Annotated in this window: 21 protein-coding genes; 14 read left to right on the forward strand and 7 right to left on the reverse strand. The window is 61.6% G+C overall.

The window, feature by feature from the left end; all coding sequences use genetic code 11:
* Entirely contained in the window at positions 1–753 is a 753-nt protein-coding gene (locus tag M5B44_RS16695; RefSeq protein ID WP_085731514.1) for a DUF2059 domain-containing protein, read from the reverse strand.
* Between the two features lie 108 nt (positions 754–861).
* On the opposite strand from M5B44_RS16695, the gene M5B44_RS16700 reads away from it, so the two are divergent.
* Positions 862–1,494, forward strand: coding sequence for a 2OG-Fe(II) oxygenase (locus tag M5B44_RS16700; protein WP_248739894.1), 633 nt, complete (start codon positions 862–864; stop codon positions 1,492–1,494).
* Between the two features lies 1 nt (position 1,495).
* Positions 1,496–1,981: a DUF523 domain-containing protein gene (locus M5B44_RS16705; protein WP_248739895.1), complete on the forward strand. Its 486-nt coding sequence runs from the start codon at positions 1,496–1,498 to the stop codon at positions 1,979–1,981.
* 6 nt (positions 1,982–1,987) lie between these two features.
* Here M5B44_RS16705 and M5B44_RS16710 read toward each other — a convergent pair whose 3' ends face one another.
* The gene (locus tag M5B44_RS16710) at positions 1,988–2,572 is read right to left on the reverse strand and encodes a transporter substrate-binding domain-containing protein (protein ID WP_248739896.1); all 585 of its coding nucleotides are present in this window, start codon (positions 2,570–2,572) and stop codon (positions 1,988–1,990) included.
* Between the two features lie 134 nt (positions 2,573–2,706).
* Here M5B44_RS16710 and M5B44_RS16715 point away from each other — a divergent pair, with 134 nt between their 5' ends.
* Positions 2,707–3,132 (forward strand): DUF4399 domain-containing protein, encoded by a 426-nt coding sequence (locus M5B44_RS16715; protein ID WP_085709014.1) that lies wholly within the window; start codon positions 2,707–2,709, stop codon positions 3,130–3,132.
* Positions 3,133–3,195: 63 nt separating this feature from the next.
* Here the strand turns inward: M5B44_RS16715 and serA are convergent, their stop codons facing one another.
* Positions 3,196–4,425, reverse strand: coding sequence for a phosphoglycerate dehydrogenase (gene serA / locus M5B44_RS16720; RefSeq protein WP_085709015.1), 1,230 nt, complete (start codon positions 4,423–4,425; stop codon positions 3,196–3,198).
* A 206-nt stretch (positions 4,426–4,631) separates the two neighbouring features.
* Here serA and M5B44_RS16725 point away from each other — a divergent pair, with 206 nt between their 5' ends.
* The 4 genes from M5B44_RS16725 to M5B44_RS16740 all read left to right on the forward strand — a co-directional run bounded on the left by M5B44_RS16725 (position 4,632) and on the right by M5B44_RS16740 (position 8,903).
* The gene (locus M5B44_RS16725; protein WP_248739897.1) at positions 4,632–6,026 is read left to right on the forward strand and encodes an FAD-binding oxidoreductase; all 1,395 of its coding nucleotides are present in this window, start codon (positions 4,632–4,634) and stop codon (positions 6,024–6,026) included.
* Positions 6,027–6,066: 40 nt separating this feature from the next.
* Positions 6,067–6,732: a fumarylacetoacetate hydrolase family protein gene (locus tag M5B44_RS16730; protein ID WP_085709017.1), complete on the forward strand. Its 666-nt coding sequence runs from the start codon at positions 6,067–6,069 to the stop codon at positions 6,730–6,732.
* Positions 6,733–6,955: 223 nt separating this feature from the next.
* Positions 6,956–7,879 carry an SdiA-regulated domain-containing protein gene (locus M5B44_RS16735; protein ID WP_248739898.1) on the forward strand — a complete coding sequence of 308 codons (924 nt, stop codon included), beginning with the start codon at positions 6,956–6,958 and terminating at the stop codon, positions 7,877–7,879.
* 106 nt (positions 7,880–7,985) lie between these two features.
* Positions 7,986–8,903: an SdiA-regulated domain-containing protein gene (locus M5B44_RS16740; RefSeq protein WP_248739899.1), complete on the forward strand. Its 918-nt coding sequence runs from the start codon at positions 7,986–7,988 to the stop codon at positions 8,901–8,903.
* 54 nt (positions 8,904–8,957) lie between these two features.
* Here the strand turns inward: M5B44_RS16740 and rpiA are convergent, their stop codons facing one another.
* Positions 8,958–9,632, reverse strand: coding sequence for a ribose-5-phosphate isomerase RpiA (gene rpiA / locus M5B44_RS16745; RefSeq protein WP_114886163.1), 675 nt, complete (start codon positions 9,630–9,632; stop codon positions 8,958–8,960).
* Between the two features lie 146 nt (positions 9,633–9,778).
* Here rpiA and ilvA point away from each other — a divergent pair, with 146 nt between their 5' ends.
* Both ilvA and M5B44_RS16755 read left to right on the forward strand, forming a co-directional pair.
* Positions 9,779–11,293 (forward strand): threonine ammonia-lyase, biosynthetic, encoded by a 1,515-nt coding sequence (gene ilvA, locus M5B44_RS16750; RefSeq protein ID WP_248739900.1) that lies wholly within the window; start codon positions 9,779–9,781, stop codon positions 11,291–11,293.
* Positions 11,294–11,332: 39 nt separating this feature from the next.
* Positions 11,333–11,758 carry a DUF2269 domain-containing protein gene (locus M5B44_RS16755; RefSeq protein WP_119427503.1) on the forward strand — a complete coding sequence of 142 codons (426 nt, stop codon included), beginning with the start codon at positions 11,333–11,335 and terminating at the stop codon, positions 11,756–11,758.
* A 22-nt stretch (positions 11,759–11,780) separates the two neighbouring features.
* Here the strand turns inward: M5B44_RS16755 and M5B44_RS16760 are convergent, their stop codons facing one another.
* On the reverse strand, positions 11,781–12,437 hold the full coding sequence (locus M5B44_RS16760; RefSeq protein WP_085709023.1) for an HAD family hydrolase: 657 nt from the start codon (positions 12,435–12,437) through the stop codon (positions 11,781–11,783).
* Positions 12,438–12,580: 143 nt separating this feature from the next.
* Between M5B44_RS16760 and M5B44_RS16765 the strand changes: the two genes are divergently transcribed.
* Positions 12,581–13,060, forward strand: coding sequence for an RNA pyrophosphohydrolase (locus M5B44_RS16765; protein ID WP_003229203.1), 480 nt, complete (start codon positions 12,581–12,583; stop codon positions 13,058–13,060).
* 22 nt (positions 13,061–13,082) lie between these two features.
* Positions 13,083–15,347: a phosphoenolpyruvate--protein phosphotransferase gene (ptsP, locus tag M5B44_RS16770; protein WP_085709024.1), complete on the forward strand. Its 2,265-nt coding sequence runs from the start codon at positions 13,083–13,085 to the stop codon at positions 15,345–15,347.
* A 31-nt stretch (positions 15,348–15,378) separates the two neighbouring features.
* Here the strand turns inward: ptsP and M5B44_RS16775 are convergent, their stop codons facing one another.
* A complete protein-coding gene (locus tag M5B44_RS16775) occupies positions 15,379–16,125 on the reverse strand; it encodes an NRDE family protein (RefSeq protein ID WP_248739901.1) in 747 nt (248 codons plus the stop codon).
* Between the two features lie 130 nt (positions 16,126–16,255).
* On the opposite strand from M5B44_RS16775, the gene M5B44_RS16780 reads away from it, so the two are divergent.
* From M5B44_RS16780 to M5B44_RS16790, 3 genes are all read left to right on the forward strand, one after another.
* Positions 16,256–17,038, forward strand: a complete 783-nt coding sequence (locus tag M5B44_RS16780; RefSeq protein ID WP_134828427.1) for a sulfite exporter TauE/SafE family protein — start codon at positions 16,256–16,258, stop codon at positions 17,036–17,038.
* A 96-nt stretch (positions 17,039–17,134) separates the two neighbouring features.
* A complete protein-coding gene (lgt, locus tag M5B44_RS16785) occupies positions 17,135–17,950 on the forward strand; it encodes a prolipoprotein diacylglyceryl transferase (RefSeq protein ID WP_065258902.1) in 816 nt (271 codons plus the stop codon).
* Positions 17,951–18,000: 50 nt separating this feature from the next.
* Positions 18,001–18,972, forward strand: a complete 972-nt coding sequence (locus tag M5B44_RS16790) for a thymidylate synthase (protein WP_011336420.1) — start codon at positions 18,001–18,003, stop codon at positions 18,970–18,972.
* 59 nt (positions 18,973–19,031) lie between these two features.
* On the opposite strand, the gene cadR is transcribed toward M5B44_RS16790, so the two are convergent.
* Positions 19,032–19,481, reverse strand: coding sequence for a Cd(II)/Pb(II)-responsive transcriptional regulator (gene cadR / locus M5B44_RS16795; RefSeq protein ID WP_064600182.1), 450 nt, complete (start codon positions 19,479–19,481; stop codon positions 19,032–19,034).
* Positions 19,482–19,508: the final 27 nt, after the last annotated feature.

Raw genomic sequence — 19,508 nt, forward strand, 5'->3', positions numbered from 1 at the left:
TCACTGACTGAGGTTCGAGGTGCTCTGGCCGACGGCCAGCCCGGCACGAATCGCCGCCAGCGCGGCCTGATAGTAGGCCTTGCCCTCGGTGGACTCGGCAAAGGTCGCGAACTCTTCCAGCTCTTCATCCGACAGATCGCGATAAACGTACAGCAGCGTGTTGTTCAGGTCGGCGCCGATCTGATCCATCAGGCGCTGACGTTGACCGTTCAACATGCCCTGAGCCTGACCGCCACCGAGCAGGCCGGGAATCATCGAACTCAGGCTGTCCGCTGCCACGCCGGCAATCGCCAGGCTGACTTCGGCACCGGCCTCGCGGGCAGGCAGGGCCTGGGCGAGGTGGCCGATGATCAGCAGGCGGCTGTCGCTGGCCGGCATCTTCGGCAGGCCCTTGGCGTTTTTCGCCAATTGATCGCGACGGGTCGCCAGCAGTTCGGCGGCGACGATCTTCTTGCCCAGCGGCGACTGAAAGAACGACAGGGCCGGTTTCGGATCGGCGAGGTTCTTGCGCAGTTGCGCTTCGGCCCGTTGATCCACGGCCTGCGGAGCAAAACGCTGATTGCTGTTGTTCACCAGCGCCTGAAACACCGCCGGCGGCAGGCTGCTCTGGTAACGCTGTTGCGCGGCGCTCAGGGCGTCATTGAAATGCGCACGTTGGTCCGGCCAGCCGGCGACCTTGTACAACTGGTCGTGGCCGTCTGCCCAGGCGGGCAAAACGCAGAACATCAACAGTGAAAAAAGCAAACGGCGCATAGGGACTCCTGTCGGCAGCGGACTATTCTCCGTGCGGTGCCAGTACTTGTCGAGAATTCGTATCAAGCCGCCGCGTGGCTCTGTCGGAATTCTTGCCGCAGGCATACTATGCGCGCCATGCAAATATCCTCTGAACACCCGCTGCTGTTACGTATCGTCGACGACCTGGCCGAGCGTGGCTGGTCGCAGCAGAACATATTCCTGCCTGCGGATCTGACCCGCGCGCTGGCCGCCGAGTGCCGTAAACGTGAGGCCGAAGGTGAACTGGCACCGGCGGGCGTCGGGCGCGGGCCGTTTTCGGAGGTCCGCGAGGGCATTCGCGGCGACCATATCCAATGGATCGATCCCGGCCAGGCCGAGGCCAGCGACCGTTATCTGAACCTGATGGACAGCCTGCGCGAGGCGCTCAATCGCGGGCTGTTCCTCGGTCTGGAAGACTTCGAATGCCATTTCGCCCTGTACCCGCCGGGTGCGTTCTACCGCAAGCACGTCGACCGTTTTCGCGACGATGACCGGCGCATGGTTTCGGCGGTGATCTACCTCAACGATGGCTGGCTGCCGGAGGATGGCGGGCAGTTGCGCATGTATCTGGAAGGTGACCGGGTCCATGACGTGCAACCCTCCGGCGGTTGTCTGGTGGTGTTCCTCTCTGGTGAAGTGCCCCACGAAGTGTTGCCGGCGCAACGCGAGCGCTTGTCGTTGACCGGCTGGTTCCGTCGTCGCGGCAACGAGCCGTTCTGAGATGCAGAAGATCCTCGTCAGTCGCTGCCTGCTCGGCCATCGCGTGCGTTACGACGGTGGGGCCAGCGGGCCGTTCGATCTGCTGGAACAGTGGATCAGTGAGGGACGCGTCGTACCGTTGTGCCCGGAAGTGGCCGGCGGCTTGCCGACGCCTCGGGCGGCGGCGGAGATTCCGGGCGGGCAGGGCAGTGAAGTGCTCGATGGCCTTGCGGCGGTGATCACCACCGAAGGCGAGGACGTCAGTACGCAATTTCTCAACGGTGCTCGCCAGGCACTGGAGCTGGTGCAGAAGCACGGGATCCGGGTGGCGGTGCTCAAGGCCAACAGCCCTTCGTGCGGGAATCTGCTGACCTATGACGGGACGTTCAGTGGGGTGAAGGTGAGTGGCGAAGGGGTTACTGCTGCGTTGCTGAAGCGCCATGGCGTGCAGGTCTTCAGCGAACTCGAACTGCCGCAGGCTGCACAAGCGCTCAAGGCACTCGACTAGACACCGTCACTTCAGGTCTTCAGAGGCCTGCACGCTCAACCACTTCTGCGACAACGCCTCCAGCCGCCCATCCGCCCTGATCCGCTGCAACGCATTCTCTAAACTCGCCTGAAACGCCGGGTTGCCCTTCTGAAACGGAATCGCCAGATCCACCGGCGGCCCGACCTTCGGTTTCTCTTCCGTCAGCGCCTGGACCAGCACCAGCGGGCGGGGCTGTTCATCCTTTTTCGCCAGCAACTGCGCATTGACCTGCGTGTAAGGTTGGCTCACGTCGAAACGATCCTTGAGTTCCGGGGTCAGTGCTATGTGGTTGAGCGCGACGTCGTACTTGCCGCTTTCGACGCCCTGGAGCAGATCGGCTTCGTCGGTGACGATGAAGTCGGCGCGCACATCCAGCTCGTTGGCCAGCTGTTGCCCAAGCTCGACCTCGAACCCCGTGAGTGTGTCGCCGTCCTTGAAATTGAAGGGCGGTGTATTAGCCTCTAGGGCTATGCGCAACTCGCCACGGTCGTTGACGTCATCAATCAGTTCGGCTTGAGCCAGAGGGCTCAGAAGGGGTAGCAGGCAGATCAGGCCAGGCAGAAAACGCATGGTCACTCCTTTGAAATCATTGTCGCGGCCTGTTGGTCAGGCTCGCTTTGCTATGGTTGTCGAGTGCCTTCGACAACGAATGGTCATGAAGTTGTCATGACCGCGCGGATTTTACGGAAAAACTGGAGAAGAGAATGAAAACATTCATGTCACGTGCTGCTTTGGCTGGTTTGCTGATGGGCGTTTCGGTGCTGGCCAGTGCGGCCACGCCTGCGCCGAAGGGGGCCGAAGTGTTCATCGTTTCTCCCGAAGACGGAGCAAAGGTTTCGCAGACCTTCACCGTCAAGTTCGGCACCAAGGATGTCGCGCTGGCACCGGCCGGTGATGCCACGCCGAATACCGGTCACCACCATCTGCTGATCGACGCCAAGGAAATCGTTCCGGCCGGCGCAGTGGTGCCGACCGACGCCAACCACATGCACTTCGGCAAGGCCCAGACGTTCGCGGAAATCAAACTGGCCCCAGGCAAGCACACCCTGCAGCTGGAGCTGGGCGACAAGAACCACATGGCTTTCGACCCGCCCGTGGTCTCGAAGAAAATCACCATCACCGTGGAATGATTTTTCCACCGGCATGAAAAAGGGAGCCCCGAGGGGCTCCCTTTTTTGTGGCTCAGCGCCGGATCAGAACAACACGCGGCTACGGATGGTGCCGTTGACGTGTTGCAGCTTCTCTTGCGCCAGCTCCGAGTACTCGGCGTCGACGTCGATCACCACGTAGCCGACCTTCTCGTTGGTCTGCAGGAACTGACCGGAGATGTTGATGCCGTTTTCGGCGAAGACCTTGTTGATCTCGCTCATCACACCCGGGATGTTCTCGTGGATGTGCAGCAGACGGTGCTTGCCAGGGTGAGCCGGCAGGGCCACTTCCGGGAAGTTCACGGACGATACCGAGGTGCCGTTGTCGCTGTACTTGACCAGTTTTTCTGCCACTTCCAGACCGATGTTGGCCTGCGCTTCAGCGGTGGAGCCACCGATGTGCGGGGTCAGGATCACGTTGTCCAGGCCGCGCAGCGGGCTTTCGAACTCTTCGTCGTTGGAGCGTGGCTCGACCGGGAACACGTCGATGGCGGCGCCGATCAGGTGCTTGTCCTTGATCGCAGCAGCCAGGTGATCCAGCTCGACCACGGTGCCGCGTGCCGCGTTGATCAGGATGCCGCCCTTCTTGATGGCGCGGATTTCCTTCTCGCCGATCATCCACTGGGTCGCAGCGGTTTCCGGAACGTGCAGGGTGACGATGTCGGACATGCCCAGCAGCTCGTGCAGGTTGCCGACCTGGGTCGCGTTGCCCAGCGGCAGCTTGGTCACGGTGTCGTAGAAGAACACCTGCATGCCCAGACCTTCAGCCAGGACCGACAGCTGAGTACCGATCGAGCCGTAGCCGACGATGCCCAGTTTCTTGCCACGGATCTCGAAGGAGTTGGCTGCGGACTTGATCCAGCCGCCACGGTGGCAGGAAGCGTTTTTCTCAGGGATGCCGCGCAGCAGCAGGATCGCTTCGGCCAGCACCAGCTCGGCCACGGAGCGGGTGTTGGAGTACGGTGCGTTGAACACGGCGATGCCGCGCTCGCGGGCCGCTTCCAGGTCGACCTGGTTGGTGCCGATGCAGAAACAGCCGACTGCCACCAGCTTCTTCGCGTGATCGAAGATCTCTTCGGTCAGTTGGGTGCGCGAACGAATGCCGATGAAGTGAGCGTCAGCGATCTTTTCCTTGAGCTGGTCTTCCGGCAGGGAGCCAGTCAGGTATTCGATGCTGGTGTAGCCCGCCGCCTTGAGGACGTCGACAGCCGATTGGTGGACGCCTTCGAGAAGAAGGAACTTGATCTTGCTCTTATCGAGAGAAGTCTTGCTCATCTGCGTAAACCTGTATCCCGGAGAAAAATGGCAGGGAGGGGAGCAGCCTGGAGCTGACCCGCACGGCAAGAATGCCGTCGCCGCAGAACAGGCCTTGGGCACTGGCCTGCGGGGTCGGTATGCTAGCATAGCCGCCCCGCTAATCACTCATTCCTGCGACGTGAAGCGTTCTCAGGATGACCATGAATTGTTCGAGAGTTCTGTCGATGACCAATCCTGCCCTGATTGATGAACTGAAGACCCTGGTCGAGCCTGGCAAGGTCCTGACCGATGCCGACTCCCTGAACGCGTACGGCAAGGATTGGACCAAGCACTTCGCCCCGGCGCCAAGCGCCATCGTGTTTCCCAAGAGCATCGAGCAGGTGCAGGCCATTGTCCGCTGGGCCAACGAACATAAAGTGGCGCTGGTGCCATCGGGCGGGCGCACCGGTCTTTCCGCCGCTGCCGTTGCCGCCAATGGCGAAGTGGTGGTGTCGTTCGACTACATGAACCAGATTCTCGACATCAACCTCACCGACCGCACCGCCGTGTGCCAGCCGGGCGTGGTCACCGAGCAATTGCAGAACGCGGCCGAGGAACATCACCTGTACTACCCGGTGGACTTCGCTTCGGCCGGTTCCAGCCAGATTGGCGGCAACATCGGCACCAATGCCGGCGGAATCAAGGTCATTCGCTACGGCATGACCCGCAACTGGGTGGCGGGCATGAAAGTGGTCACCGGCAAGGGCGATGTGCTGGAACTGAACAAGGACCTGATCAAGAACGCTACCGGCTATGACCTGCGACAACTGTTCATCGGCGCCGAAGGCACCCTCGGTTTCGTGGTCGAAGCCACCATGCGCCTGGATCGTGCACCGAAAAACCTCACCGCGATGGTCCTCGGCACCGCCGATTTCGACTCGATCATGCCGGTACTCCACGCCTTCCAGGGCAAGCTCGACCTGACCGCGTTCGAATTCTTCTCCGACAAGGCATTGGCCAAGGTCATGGGTCGTGGCGACGTGCCGGCACCGTTCGAGACCGACTGCCCGTTCTATGCCTTGCTGGAATTCGAGGCGACCACCGAAGAAGTGGCAAACAGTGCCCTGGAAACCTTCGAGCATTGCGTGGAGCAGGGCTGGGTGCTGGACGGCGTGATGAGCCAGAGCGAAACCCAGTTGCAGAATCTGTGGAAGTTGCGCGAGTACATCTCCGAAACCATCTCCCACTGGACGCCATACAAGAACGACATCTCGGTCACCGTGTCGAAAGTCCCGGCATTCCTGCGAGAAATCGACGCGATCGTCGGCAAACACTATCCGGATTTCGAAATCGTCTGGTTCGGCCACATCGGCGACGGCAACCTGCACCTGAACATCCTCAAGCCGGACAACCTGAGCAAGGACGAGTTTTTCGCCAAGTGCGCCACCGTCAACAAATGGGTGTTCGAAACCGTCGAGAAGTACAACGGCTCGATCTCCGCCGAACACGGTGTGGGCATGACCAAGCGCGATTACTTGACCTACAGCCGCTCGCCGGTGGAAATCGAATACATGAAAGCGGTCAAGGCAGTGTTCGACCCGAACGGCATCATGAACCCGGGCAAGATCTTCGCGGTTTGATTGGCAATCCCTGATGAATCAATGAAGGCAGGAGTCGGTAATGAGCTATCAGCACCAGTATGTCGACGGTACGCGGATTCATTTTCCGCTGGGGAAAGTGGTGTGCATCGGCCGCAACTACGCCGAACACGCCAAGGAACTGGACAACCCGGTCCCTACCGAGCCGCTGCTGTTCATCAAGCCGGGCAGTTGCGTGGTGCCGCTGGAAGGCGGTTTCAGCATTCCGACCGAGCGCGGCTCCGTGCATTACGAAGCGGAAATCGCCGTGTTGATCGGCAAGCCGCTGTCGACCAAACCGAGTCGTGAAGAAGTGCTGGACGCGATCTCCGGTTTCGCCCCGGCGCTGGACCTGACCCTGCGCGACAAGCAGGCCGAACTCAAGTCCAAGGGCCTGCCGTGGGAAATCGCCAAGTCGTTCGACGGCGCGGCGGTGATTGCCCCGTTCGTGGCCGGCAGCACCTTTGCCGACCTGACCGACATCGGCATCCGCCTGACCATCAATGGCGAAGTGCGCCAGGACGGCAACAGCAGCGCGATGCTCAACCCGATCGTGCCGATGATCCAGCACATGGCCGGTTGCTTCTCGCTGCAGGCCGGTGACGTGATCCTCACCGGCACGCCGGTGGGCGTGGGGCCGCTGAACGTTGGCGATGACATCGTGCTGGAACTGCCGGGCGCCAGTCGCTTCACCAGCAGCGTGCGCTGATCCGGGCATCGCGTTCCCGAGCGGGAGGTCGCCGGTTTGAGTTGAAAGCTCAAGCCGGCAACCTCCCGTTTTTGTTTTGTGATCGAGCCTGCAAAGACGCAGGGCAATCCCGCCATTTGCCGTTTTTTTCACATCTTGTCCGGATAATTCCGGTCATCCTGGCGTCTGAGCCGGCCTCTTTGTGCTATTACCCATAGCCTGAATTTTCGGAACGCGTCCTCTGATGTCATCTCAAACTCAGCTCAACCCTGCCCGTCGTTCACGTTTCGCCCTGCGCTGGTATTACTGGCTGTTGCTGGTGGTTGCTGCCGCTTACGGTCTGGCGCATGCCATGCATTGGGATGACCGCGGCCTGCTCTGGGTGCGCGAGCGATTTGAAAGCCCGACCGAGCGCAAGGAAAGTGTCTGGCTGCCGGACTATCGGGTGGTGATTGACGGCAAACTGCTGCCGGGCATGGAAAAGGACGAGGCCTCGGACCTGTCCTACGACCCGCAGACCAAGACCCTGTTTTCGGTGATGGGCAAGAATCCGTTCCTGGTCGAGCTGACCTTGCAGGGCGACGTGCTGCGCAAGATGCCGCTGGTGGGCTGGATCAATCCGGAAGGCGTGACGGTCATGGGCAATGGCTTGCTGGCCATCGTCGACGAGCGTGAGCACATGCTGTCGATCGTCAAGGTCGATGCCGATACCCGCGAGCTGAAGCGCGACGATTTCCCGAAATACGACCTCGGTCCGTCGAAAAACCAGAACAAGGCCTTCGAAGCCATCACCTGGGACGCCCGCAATCAACGACTGTTGCTGGGCGAAGAGCGTCCACCGGCGTTGTTCACCTGGAAAAGCGACGGCAGCCAGACCCTCACCGGCGACAAGCAGAAGCTGCCAAACGACGATCTGGACATCCGCAACCTCTCGGCGCTGGCGATTGACCCGCGCACCGGCCATACCCTGGTGCTGTCCGCCGACTCGCACCTGCTGCTGGAGCTGGACGAGAAGGGCGAGCAAGTCAGCTTCATGACCCTGCTCGGCGGTTTCAACGGCCTCAAGAACACCATTCCCCGCGCCGAAGGCGTGACCATGGACGAGCAGGGCACGCTGTACATGGTCAGCGAGCCGAACCTGTTCTACCGCTTCGAAAAGCAGAAATAACCAGCCCGCCGCCGCAAGGTTGTCGTTCCGGGCAAGTGGCCTTTAAGCTTCGATTCAGACAGGCGTGATATTTCATCCGCCTGTTTTGATCCCGAGCCCTGTCCGCATGCGTCGATTTGCCCGTCCCAAGCCACTTCTGATCATCCTTTCGGTGATTGCCCTGATCGCATTGATTGCGATCGGCCAATACCTGCGTCTGTTCGAGCGCGCCTGGTTCAACCTGCAAAGTCACTGGCAGCCCCACAGCATTGAAGCGATCAATCTGGATCAGTACCGCGTGGACATCGAGGCCCGGGTCATCGAGGGGCTTAACGATGACGTCTCCGCGCTGACCTACGATCCGGTGCGCAAGAGCCTGTTCACCGTCACCAACAAGAATGCCGAGCTGATCGAGCTGTCGCTGGAGGGCCGGATCCTGCGTCGTGTCGCGTTGATCGGCTTCGGCGATGCGGAAGCGGTGGAATTCATCAGCGCCGATACCTACGTCATCAGCGACGAGCGTCAACAGCGTCTGATCAAGATTCATCTGGAGCAGGGCACGACGTTCCTTGATGCGGCGGACGCCGAGCAGATGACGCTCGGCGTGCACATGAGCGGCAACAAGGGATTCGAAGGCCTGGCCTACGACTCGGTGGGCAAGCGTCTGTTCGTGGCCAAGGAGCGCGATCCGATGCTGATCTACGAAGTGCACGGCTTTCCGCACTTCAATCCGGAGAAATCCTACGCGGTGCATGTGATCAACAACCCCAAGCGCGACGCCGGGATGTTCGTGCGTGACCTGTCGAGCCTGCAATACGACGAGCGCAGCGGCCATCTGCTGGCGCTGTCGGACGAGTCGCGGCTGATTCTGGAACTGGATGTGGACGGGCGCCCGTTGAGCACGATGTCGTTGAGCGGTGGCCGGCAAGGACTGAAGAAAACCGTGCCGCAGGCGGAAGGTATCGCGATGGATGATGACGGGACGTTGTATCTGGTGAGCGAGCCGAATCTGTTTTATGTCTTCAGAAAGCCAGAGCAGAACTGACATTCTTCTTTGACCCCCTGTGGGAGCGGGCAGGCTCCCACAGGATCTTCAGGCTTACTCGGCCTTCAAAGTCTTCACGCCTTCGCTGGTACCCAGCAACAGCAGATCCGCAGGACGTGCCGCGAACAGGCCGTTGGTGACCACGCCGACGATCGCATTGATCTGCGCTTCCAGCTCCACCGGGTTGGTGATCTGCAGGTTGTGCACGTCGAGGATGATGTTGCCGTTGTCGGTCAGCACGCCTTCACGGTAGACCGGATCGCCGCCCAGCTTCACCAGTTGGCGGGCGACGTGGCTGCGCGCCATCGGAATGACTTCCACCGGCAGCGGGAACGCGCCGAGCACCGGCACCAGTTTGCTGCCGTCGGCGATGCAGATGAAGGTCTTGGCCACGGCCGCGACGATCTTCTCGCGGGTCAGGGCTGCGCCGCCGCCCTTGATCAGGTTCAGGTGCTCGTCGCTTTCGTCGGCGCCGTCGATGTAGAACTCCAGGTCGCTGACGGTGTTCAGTTCGTACACCGGAATCCCGTGGCCCTTGAGGCGCGCGGCGGTGGCTTCGGAGCTGGCGACCGCGCCATCGAACGCACCCTTGTGCTGGGCCAGGGCGTCGATAAAGCAGTTGGCGGTGGAGCCGGTGCCGACGCCGATGATGCTCTTGTCGTCGAGTTTCGGAAGGATGAAGTCGACGGCGGCCTGGGCTACGGCCTGTTTGAGTTGATCCTGGGTCATGCGGGCTCCGGAAGCGGGCAAGGTAAGAACGGAAAGGCCGGCATTATAGCCGCAAGCCGGGCTAAAACCTCTGGATTCGTGTGGTCGTGCGCCCAAAAGCCGGGTTAGACTCGTTGGTCCCGCCCAATCGCCAGTGATGCTTTCCGATGCTCGAACAGTACGTCAAGAAGATCCTCACCTCGCGCGTTTATGACGTTGCCGTAGAAACCCCGCTGCAGAACGCTCGCCAGCTCTCCGAGCGGCTGGGCAACGACATCTGGCTCAAGCGCGAAGACTTGCAGCCGGTGTTCTCGTTCAAGATTCGCGGCGCCTACAACAAGCTGACCCAGTTGAGCGACGAAGAACGCGCCCGTGGCGTGGTCACCGCGTCGGCGGGCAACCATGCGCAGGGCCTGGCCCTGGCGGCGAAAGTGCTGGGCGTGAAAGCGACCATCGTGATGCCCAAGACCACCCCGGAAATCAAGGTCGAAGGCGTGCGTTCCCGTGGCGGCAAAGTGGTGCTGCACGGGGATTCGTTCCCGGAAGCCCTGGCCTACTCGCTGAAACTGGTCGATGAAAAAGGCTACGTCTACATCCACCCGTACGACGATCCGCACACCATTGCCGGGCAGGGCACCGTGGCGATGGAAATCCTGCGCCAGCACCCGCAGCCACTGGACGCGATCTTCGTGCCGGTGGGCGGCGGCGGCCTGATCGCCGGCATCGCGGCCTACGTGAAATACCTACGGCCGGACATCAAGGTCATCGGCGTCGAGCCCGACGACTCCAACTGCCTGCAGGCAGCGATGGCGGCGGGCGAACGCGTGGTACTGCCGACCGTGGGCATCTTCGCCGACGGCGTGGCGGTGGCGCAGATCGGCCAGCACACCTTCGATATCTGCAAGGATTACGTTGATGAGGTGATCACCGTCAGCACCGACGAGATCTGCGCGGCGATCAAGGACATCTACGACGACACCCGCTCGATCACCGAGCCGGCTGGCGCCCTCGGCGTGGCCGGGATCAAGAAGTACGTCGAACAGCGCGGCGTCAGCGGCAAGACTTTCGTCGCCATCGATTCCGGGGCCAACGTCAACTTCGACCGCTTGCGCCACGTTGCCGAGCGCGCCGAGCTGGGCGAGGGCCGCGAAGCGATCATCGCCGTGACCATTCCGGAGAAGGCCGGCAGCTTCAAGGCGTTCTGCGAAGCCATCGGCAAGCGCCAGATCACTGAATTCAACTACCGCTACAACACCGGCAGCGAAGCGCACATCTTCGTCGGCGTGCAGACTCACCCGGAAAACGATCCGCGCAGCGCACTGCTGGCGAGCCTGACCGAGCAAGGTTTCCCGGTACTCGACCTCACCGACAACGAACTGGCCAAGCTGCACATCCGTCACATGGTCGGCGGGCGTGCGGCGCAGGTGGTCGATGAAGTGGTGCTGCGCTTCGAGTTCCCGGAGCGTCCGGGCGCGCTGTTCAACTTCCTCAACAAGCTCGGCGGGCGCTGGAACATCTCGATGTTCCACTACCGCAACCACGGCGCGGCGGACGGTCGTGTGGTCGCCGGCCTGCAGGTGCCTCACGACGAGCGACATCTGGTTCCCGCAGCACTGGCGGAAATCGGCTACCCGTACTGGGACGAAAGCGACAACCCGGCCTATCAGCTGTTTCTTGGCTGAGCGGCTACGCTGATGGGCAGGCCATAAGGAAATTCGACAATGGAAACGTTAACTGCCCTGAAAACGGCGCACATGGTCGCTACCGTGGTTTTGCTGGCGAGTGCGCTGGGGCTGGGCGTCTGGGTTTTGCTGGCCCGGCGCAAGGGTGATGCGACGGCGGGCAGCCGCACCTTGCAGCGGCCACGGGTGTTCGTCTGGCTGCTGATGGGCCTGGCGCTGCTGAGCATGCCGTTCACCGGCTGGTGGATGGTGCATCTGGTGGGCTGGCCGTTGGGGCAGACGTGGATTCTGGCCTCCAGCGTGCTGTACACCGTGGCGGCGCTGGCGTGGTTCTGGCTGCTGGTGCGCTTGAACCGCTTGCGCAAGACGCCGGGCGGTGTGGGCAGGTTCAGCTTTGCCCTGGCGCTGTTCAGTTTTGTCTGCTTTGTCGCGATTGCCGGGTTGATGGGCGCCAAGCCGGTTTAAAGCCCGGCGCCCGATCTCGAGATCAATCGCGCAGCGAGATGACCGACCAGCCACGCTTCTCGGCTTCGGCCCGCAGATTCGGATCCGGATCAACAGCGACCGGATTCACCACCTGCTCCAGCAGCGGCAAGTCGTTCATCGAGTCGCTGTAGAAGTAGCTGTCTTCCAGCGAATGCCCGGTCTCTTCCAGCCAGCGGTTCAGGCGCGTCACCTTGCCTTCGCGGAAGCACGGCACGTCGGTGCTGCGCCCGGTGTAGCGGCCGTCCTGCATCTCGCACTCGGTGGCGATCAGGGTTTCAACGCCCAGGCGCACGGCGATCGGTGCGGTGACGAAACGGTTGGTGGCGGTGATGATCACCAGTTTGTCGCCGGCGTCGCGGTGCTTTTTCAGCAGCTCGACCGCTTTTGGCAGCATCAGTGGCTCGATGCAGTCGCGCATGAAATCGCTGTGCCATTGCTCGAGCACGGCCATGTCGGTGCGGCCGAGGATTTCCAGGCAGAAGTTCAGGTACGCGGCGTTATCCAGTTTGCCCGCCAGGTAATCCTGGTAGAACTCGTCGTTGCGCGCCTTGTAGGCGATCGGGTCGAGGAAGCCGCGTTCACACAGATAGTCGCCCCAGGCGTGATCGCTGTCGCCGCCCAGAAGGGTGTTGTCCAAATCGAATAAAGCCAGGCGCATTGCAGTTACCCGCTGAAAAGTCAGTAAAAAGGCCACAAGAATACGGTCTTTTCACAAGAGTGCACATAAGCTCGGAACCTTCGTTGCCGCCTTCACAAGCTTTGTGGAACAATGCGGCGACATGCGTTTGCGAGGTTGTTGCCGTGATCGACCCCGATGGTTTCCGTCCTAATGTCGGGATCATTCTGACGAATGACGCCGGACAGGTGCTATGGGCTCGCCGTATCAATCAAGATGCCTGGCAGTTTCCACAGGGAGGAATCAATCCCGAGGAGACGCCGGAAGACGCCTTGTACCGCGAGTTGAACGAAGAAGTGGGCCTGGAACGCGAAGATGTTGAAATTCTCGCCTGTACCCGGGGCTGGTTGCGCTATCGTTTGCCGCAACGTCTGGTGCGAACCCACAGCCAACCGCTGTGCATCGGCCAGAAACAGAAGTGGTTTCTCCTGCGCCTGATCTCCAACGAGCAGCGGGTGCGGATGGATTTGACCGGTAAACCGGAGTTCGATGGCTGGCGCTGGGTCAGCTATTGGTATCCGCTGGGCCAGGTGGTGACATTCAAGCGCGAGGTGTATCGCCGCGCTCTCAAAGAGCTTGCCCCGCGCCTTTTAGCGCGCGACTGACGACGGAGTTCGACCCCGAGCCATGCTCAATACGCTGCGCAAGATCGTCCAGGAAGTTAACTCCGCCAAGGATCTCAAGGCGGCGTTGGGGATTATTGTGTTGCGCGTCAAAGAGGCCATGGGCAGCCAGGTCTGCTCGGTCTATCTGCTTGATCCCGAGACCAACCGCTTCGTCCTGATGGCCACCGAGGGCTTGAACAAGCGCTCGATCGGCAAGGTCAGCATGGCACCCAACGAAGGTCTGGTCGGCCTGGTCGGCACGCGTGAAGAACCCCTGAACCTCGAAAACGCCGCGGATCACCCGCGCTACCGCTACTTCGCCGAGACCGGCGAGGAGCGCTACGCCTCGTTCCTCGGGGCGCCGATCATTCACCACCGCCGCGTCGTCGGCGTGTTGGTCATCCAGCAGAAAGAACGCCGCCAGTTCGATGAAGGTGAAGAAGCCTTCCTCGTGACCATGAGCGCGCAGCTCGCCGGTGTAATCGCCCATGCCGAGGCCACCGGTTCGATCCGTGGCCTGGGCCGTCAGGGCAAGGGCATCCAGGAAGCCAAGTTCGTCGGTGTTCCGGGCTCGCCGGGTGCGGCGGTCGGTACGGCGGTGGTCATGCTGCCGCCAGCCGACCTCGATGTCGTGCCGGACAAGTCTGTCGACGACATCGATGCCGAAATAAAACTGTTCAAGAAGGCGCTTGAAGGCGTGCGCGCCGACATGCGCAACCTGTCGACCAAACTGGCCACCCAGTTGCGTCCCGAAGAACGCGCGTTGTTCGACGTGTACCAGATGATGCTCGACGACGCGTCCCTCGGGAACGAAGTCAAAACCGTGATCAAGACGGGTCAGTGGGCCCAGGGCGCGCTGCGTCAGGTGGTGACCGACCACGTCAATCGTTTCGAATTGATGGACGATGAATACCTGCGTGAGCGGGCGTCGGATGTGCGTGACCTCGGTCGCCGTCTGCTGGCCTACCTGCAGGAAGACCGCACGACCAACATGGTTTTCCCCGACAACACCATCCTGGTCAGTGAAGAGCTGACCGCCACCCAGCTCGGTGAAGTGCCGGAAGGCAAGCTGGTGGGGTTGGTCTCGGTACTGGGTTCGGGTAACTCCCACGTCGCGATCCTGGCCCGGGCCATGGGTATTCCGACGGTGATGGGTGTCGTCGACTTGCCGTACGCCAAGGTCGATGGCATCCCGATGATCGTCGACGGGATCAAGGGCGAAATCTACACCAACCCGAGTGAAGTGCTGATCAAGCAATTCGCCGACGTGGTGGAAGAAGAGAAGCAACTGGCGCTGGGCCTCGATACCCTGCGCGACTTGCCGTGTGTGACCCTCGACGGTCACCGCATGCCGCTGTGGGTCAACACCGGCCTGCTGGCGGACGTGGCGCGGGCGCAGAAGCGTGGTGCCGAAGGTGTCGGTCTGTACCGCACCGAAGTGCCGTTCATGATCAACCAGCGCTTCCCGAGCGAGAAGGAACAACTGGCGATCTATCGCGAGCAGCTCGCCGCGTTCCACCCGCAACCGGTGACCATGCGTACGCTGGACATCGGCGGTGACAAGGCGCTGTCGTACTTCCCGATCAAGGAAGACAACCCGTTCCTTGGCTGGCGCGGGATCCGCGTCACCCTCGACCACCCGGAAATCTTCCTGGTGCAGACCCGTGCGATGCTCAAGGCCAGCGAAGGCCTGAACAACCTGCGGATCCTGTTGCCGATGATCTCCGGCATCCACGAGCTCGAAGAAGCGTTGCACCTGATCCACCGGGCCTGGGGCGAAGTGCGCGACGAAGGCACCGATGTGCCGATGCCGCCGGTGGGCGTGATGATCGAGATTCCGGCGGCGGTCTACCAGACCAGAGAGCTGGCGCGGATGGTGGACTTTCTGTCGGTGGGTTCCAACGACCTCACCCAGTATCTGCTGGCCGTGGACCGCAACAACCCGCGTGTGGCCGACCTCTACGACTACCTGCACCCGGCGGTGCTGCAAGCCTTGCAGATCGTCGTGCGCGACGCCCATGCCGAAGGCAAGCCGGTGAGCATCTGCGGCGAGATGGCCGGTGACCCGGCGGCAGCGGTGCTGTTGATGGCGATGGGCTTCGACAGCCTGTCGATGAACGCCACCAACCTGCCGAAGGTGAAGTGGATGCTGCGTCAGATCAACCTGAGCAAGGCCAAGGATCTGCTGGCGGAACTGATGACCATCGACAACCCGCAAGTTATCCACAGCTCGCTGCAACTGGCGCTGAAGAGTCTCGGGTTATCGCGGATGGTCAAACCGCTCTGAACAAAAGATCGCAGCCTTCGGGCTGCGATTTTCAGAGATTGATCTCCACTTCCCCCAGATGCCCGCCGTACGGCCCGAAACTGCGTTCCACCATCCGCCGCGTCCCGTCCGCCTGCACGATCAGCGCCGTACTCGCCCGCGTTCCGTAGCTCTGGCTGGCAATGAACACACTCGACAGCAGCGATTCGGTCGCCAGCCCCACGCCGGTATCCGGCAGCTCGGCGAAAGGTGCCGTCTGCGCATCCCCCAGCAACGCGAGCAATTGCTTGGGCTGCGGATCATCCAGCACCGCACTCAATGCCGCCTTGGCCTTGAGCAGTTTCGGCCACGGTGTATCCAGCCCCGCGTTTGAAAGTCCATAAATGCCCGGCTGCAACATCACCGGTTCCGAAGACCGGGCGTTGAAATGCCACATCTCGTGGGCATTGCCCAGCAGCAGATTGAACCCGGCATATTCCGGCGAACGGGCGACAACGTCGGACAAATAGTCATCGATCGACAGGTTTCCGGTCAGAAACCCCGCCACCAGTTCACCCCGGGAACGCCGGGCCGGAGGCTGATGCGGATCGCGGATATTGGTCAGCGCGGCAAAGCGGCCGCTGGCGCCGAGGCCGAGCCAGGTGCCGCCGGCCTCCAGATCCCGTCCGGCATGAACCTGCGGCGACTCGGGCCACTGGGCCAGCGGCAGGCTGGGCCGGGCGTAGAATTCGTCACGGTTGGCCGCGACGATCAGCGGCTGGGCATGCCCGGGCCGCCAGGCGAAAACAATCAGGCACATAAGGTGGTCCTTGTGTGTTTTTTGCCCACTCTACGCAGACATCGTCCGTGCATCCATCGCCAGTGGAGCCGAAGGCCATGCATCCGTTACCATGCCGCTCCGGTTTTGGGATGCGCCTCTGGAGGCAGTCATGGAATTTCTGCTCTATCTGGCGCTGGGTGCCTGTGCAGGCGTACTGGCGGGGCTGTTCGGGGTTGGCGGCGGGATCATCATCGTCCCGGTGCTGGTTTTCAGTTTCACCTTGCAGGGCTTCGATCCGTCGATCCTGACCCACCTGGCCGTCGGCACGTCGCTGGCGACGATCATCTTCACCTCGGTCAATGCCGTGCGTGAGCATCATCGGCGCGGGGCGGTGCGCTGGCCGATTTTCGCCTGGATGACCGTCGGGATCCTGCTCGGTGCCGGTTTCGGTGCGCTGACCGCTGAAGCGATCTCCGGGCCCAACCTGCAGAAGATCATCGGTGTGTTCGCCCTGGTGATCGCGGCGCAGCTGGCACTGGACGTCAAACCCAAGGCCAGTCGAACGGTGCCGGGCAAATTCGGTCTGACCGTGGCCGGCAGTGTGATCGGCTGGGCGTCGGCGATTTTCGGCATTGGCGGCGGCTCGCTGACCGTGCCGTTCCTGACCTGGCGCAGCGTGCCGATGCAGCAGGCCGTGGCGACTTCGTCGGCCTGTGGCCTGCCGATCGCCTTGGCAAGTGCAATAAGTTTCATGATTCTGGGCTGGCATGATCCGTTGCTGCCGGCCCATAGTCTCGGGTTTGTGTATCTGCCGGCGCTGCTGGGCATTGCGCTGACCAGCATGGTGTTCGCCCGGATCGGCGCGCGGCTGGCGCACAAGTTGTCGCCGAAGTTGCTGAAACGGCTGTTCGCCGCTTTGCTGTTCTGCGTGGGGCTGAGCTTTCTGTTCTGAGGCGTCTGTTCCGAGCAGGCCACAATCCTGGCTTAATCCTGAGGTGGCAGCGTCGCCCGGGAATTTTGAAGATTTGAACTCTAACGAGGAGTCGCAATGCTGCCTTACCCGCAGATCGACCCGGTGGCCCTGGCCATCGGTCCGCTGAAAATCCATTGGTACGGCCTGATGTATCTGGTCGGCATCGGCGGTGCGTGGCTGCTGGCGTCGCGCCGGCTCAACCGTTTCGACCCGACCTGGACCAAGGAAAAACTCTCCGACCTGGTGTTCTGGCTGTCGATGGGGGTGATTGTCGGCGGGCGACTGGGCTATGTGCTGTTCTACGATCTGAGCGCCTACATCGCCAACCCGACGCTGATTTTCGAAGTGTGGAAGGGCGGCATGTCGTTCCACGGCGGCTTCATCGGCGTGATGCTGGCGGCGTTGTGGTTCGGCAAGCGTAACGGCAAGTCGTTCTTTCAGCTGATGGACTTCGTGGCGCCGATGGTGCCGATCGGTCTGGGCGCCGGGCGTATCGGCAACTTCATCAACGCCGAGCTGTGGGGCAAGGCCACCGACGTGCCGTGGGCCATGGTGTTCCCGCCGTTCAGCGACCCGGCGCAACTGCCGCGTCACCCGTCGCAGCTGTATCAGTTCGCGCTCGAAGGCGTGGCACTGTTCCTGATCCTCTGGCTGTTCTCGCGCAAGCCGCGCCCAACCATGGCGGTCTCGGGCATGTTCGCTCTGTTCTATGGCATCTTCCGTTTCATCGTCGAATTCGTCCGCGTGCCGGACGCGCAATTGGGCTACCTGGCCTGGAACTGGCTGACCATGGGTCAGATCCTCTGCGTACCGATGATCATCGGCGGGCTGTTCCTGATCTGGCTGGCCTACCGCCGTGCCCCGTCGGCGCCGGTTGCACCGACAGCTTAAATATTCGAACCCCGGCGCAGTTGGCCGGGGCTCAAGGACACAGGTAACTCATGAAGCAATATCTCGATCTGGTGTCGCACGTCATCAACAACGGCACCAAACAGGCCAACCGTACCGGCGTGAACACCATCAGCTTTCCGGGCGCGATGCTGCGCTTCGATCTGCAGGAAGGTTTCCCGGCGATCACCACCCGCAAGATGGCCTTCAAATCGGCCATCGGCGAGATGTGCGGCTTTCTGCGTGGCGTGAACAACGCCGCCGAATTCCGTGCGCTGGGCTGCAAGGTCTGGGATCAGAACGCCAACGAAAACGCCCAGTGGCTGGCCAACCCGTTCCGCCAGGGCGAAGACGACCTCGGCGAAATCTACGGCGTGCAATGGCGCAAATGGCCGGCGTACAAGCAGATCCCGCTGAGCAACACCGCCGCCATCGAACAAACCCTGAGCAACGGCTACAAGCAGATTGCCCAGGGCGAAGAAGACGGCCAGGCCTACGTGGTGCTGTACAAAGCCATCGATCAGGTGCGCCAGTGCGTCGACACGATCATCAAGGACCCGGGCAGCCGCCGCATCCTGTTCCACGGCTGGAACTGCGCCCAGCTCGATGAAATGGCTCTGCCGCCGTGCCACCTGCTGTACCAGTTCCACCCGAATGTCGAGACCAAAGAGATTTCTTTGACCCTCTACATCCGCTCCAACGACCTGGGTCTGGGCACGCCGTTCAACCTCACCGAAGGCGCTGCGCTGCTGAGCCTGATCGGTCGCCTGACCGGCTACACGCCGCGCTGGTTCACCTATTTCATCGGTGACGCCCACGTTTACGAAAACCACCTCGACATGCTCAACGAACAGCTCAAGCGCGAGCCGTTCGCCATGCCGAAGCTGAAGATTTCGGATCGTGTGCCGGAGTTTGCCAAGACGGGCGTGTACCAGCCGGAATGGCTGGAGCTGGTGGAACCGAGCGACTTCTCGCTGGAAGGCTACGAGCACCATGCACCGATGACTGCGCCGATGGCGGTCTGATGCACGAGTGACAAAACACTGAGGGAGCCAGATGGCTCCCTCAGTCGTTTCCGGGGTTCTTAATGGCCGTGACTGCGGCCCACGTGGGAATGCTCGACCTCCGTCGCCACAACCCCGCCACTCACCTCCAGCCGTTGCAAGATCCCGCATTGATCCGCTTCCGGCCCTTCGCCACAACGCTGGCGCAGGTCGAGCAGTTGCGTCTGCAACGCCAGCAACCCGTCGATCCGCGCCTTGACGTGCTGGATGTGCTCGTCGATCAGCGCATTCACGCTTTCGCACTGATCCTGCGGGCTGTCGCGCAAGGCGAGCAGGCTGCGGATTTCTTCGAGGGTCATGTCGAGGGTGCGGCAGTTGCGGATAAAGGTCAGGCGTTCGGCGTGGGCCTGGGTGTAGACGCGGTAGTTGCCGTCGCTGCGAGCTGGCTCCGGCAGCAGGTTTTCGCGCTCGTAGTAGCGGATGGTTTCCACGGCGCAATCGGTCTGTTTCGCCAGTTCTCCGATCTTCATGACGGCAATCTCCAAAAGGGTGCTTGA

It is taken from the genome of Pseudomonas sp. MWU12-2029 (genome assembly GCF_023242425.1).
GTDB classification, from domain to species: Bacteria; Pseudomonadota; Gammaproteobacteria; order Pseudomonadales; family Pseudomonadaceae; genus Aquipseudomonas; species Aquipseudomonas kribbensis.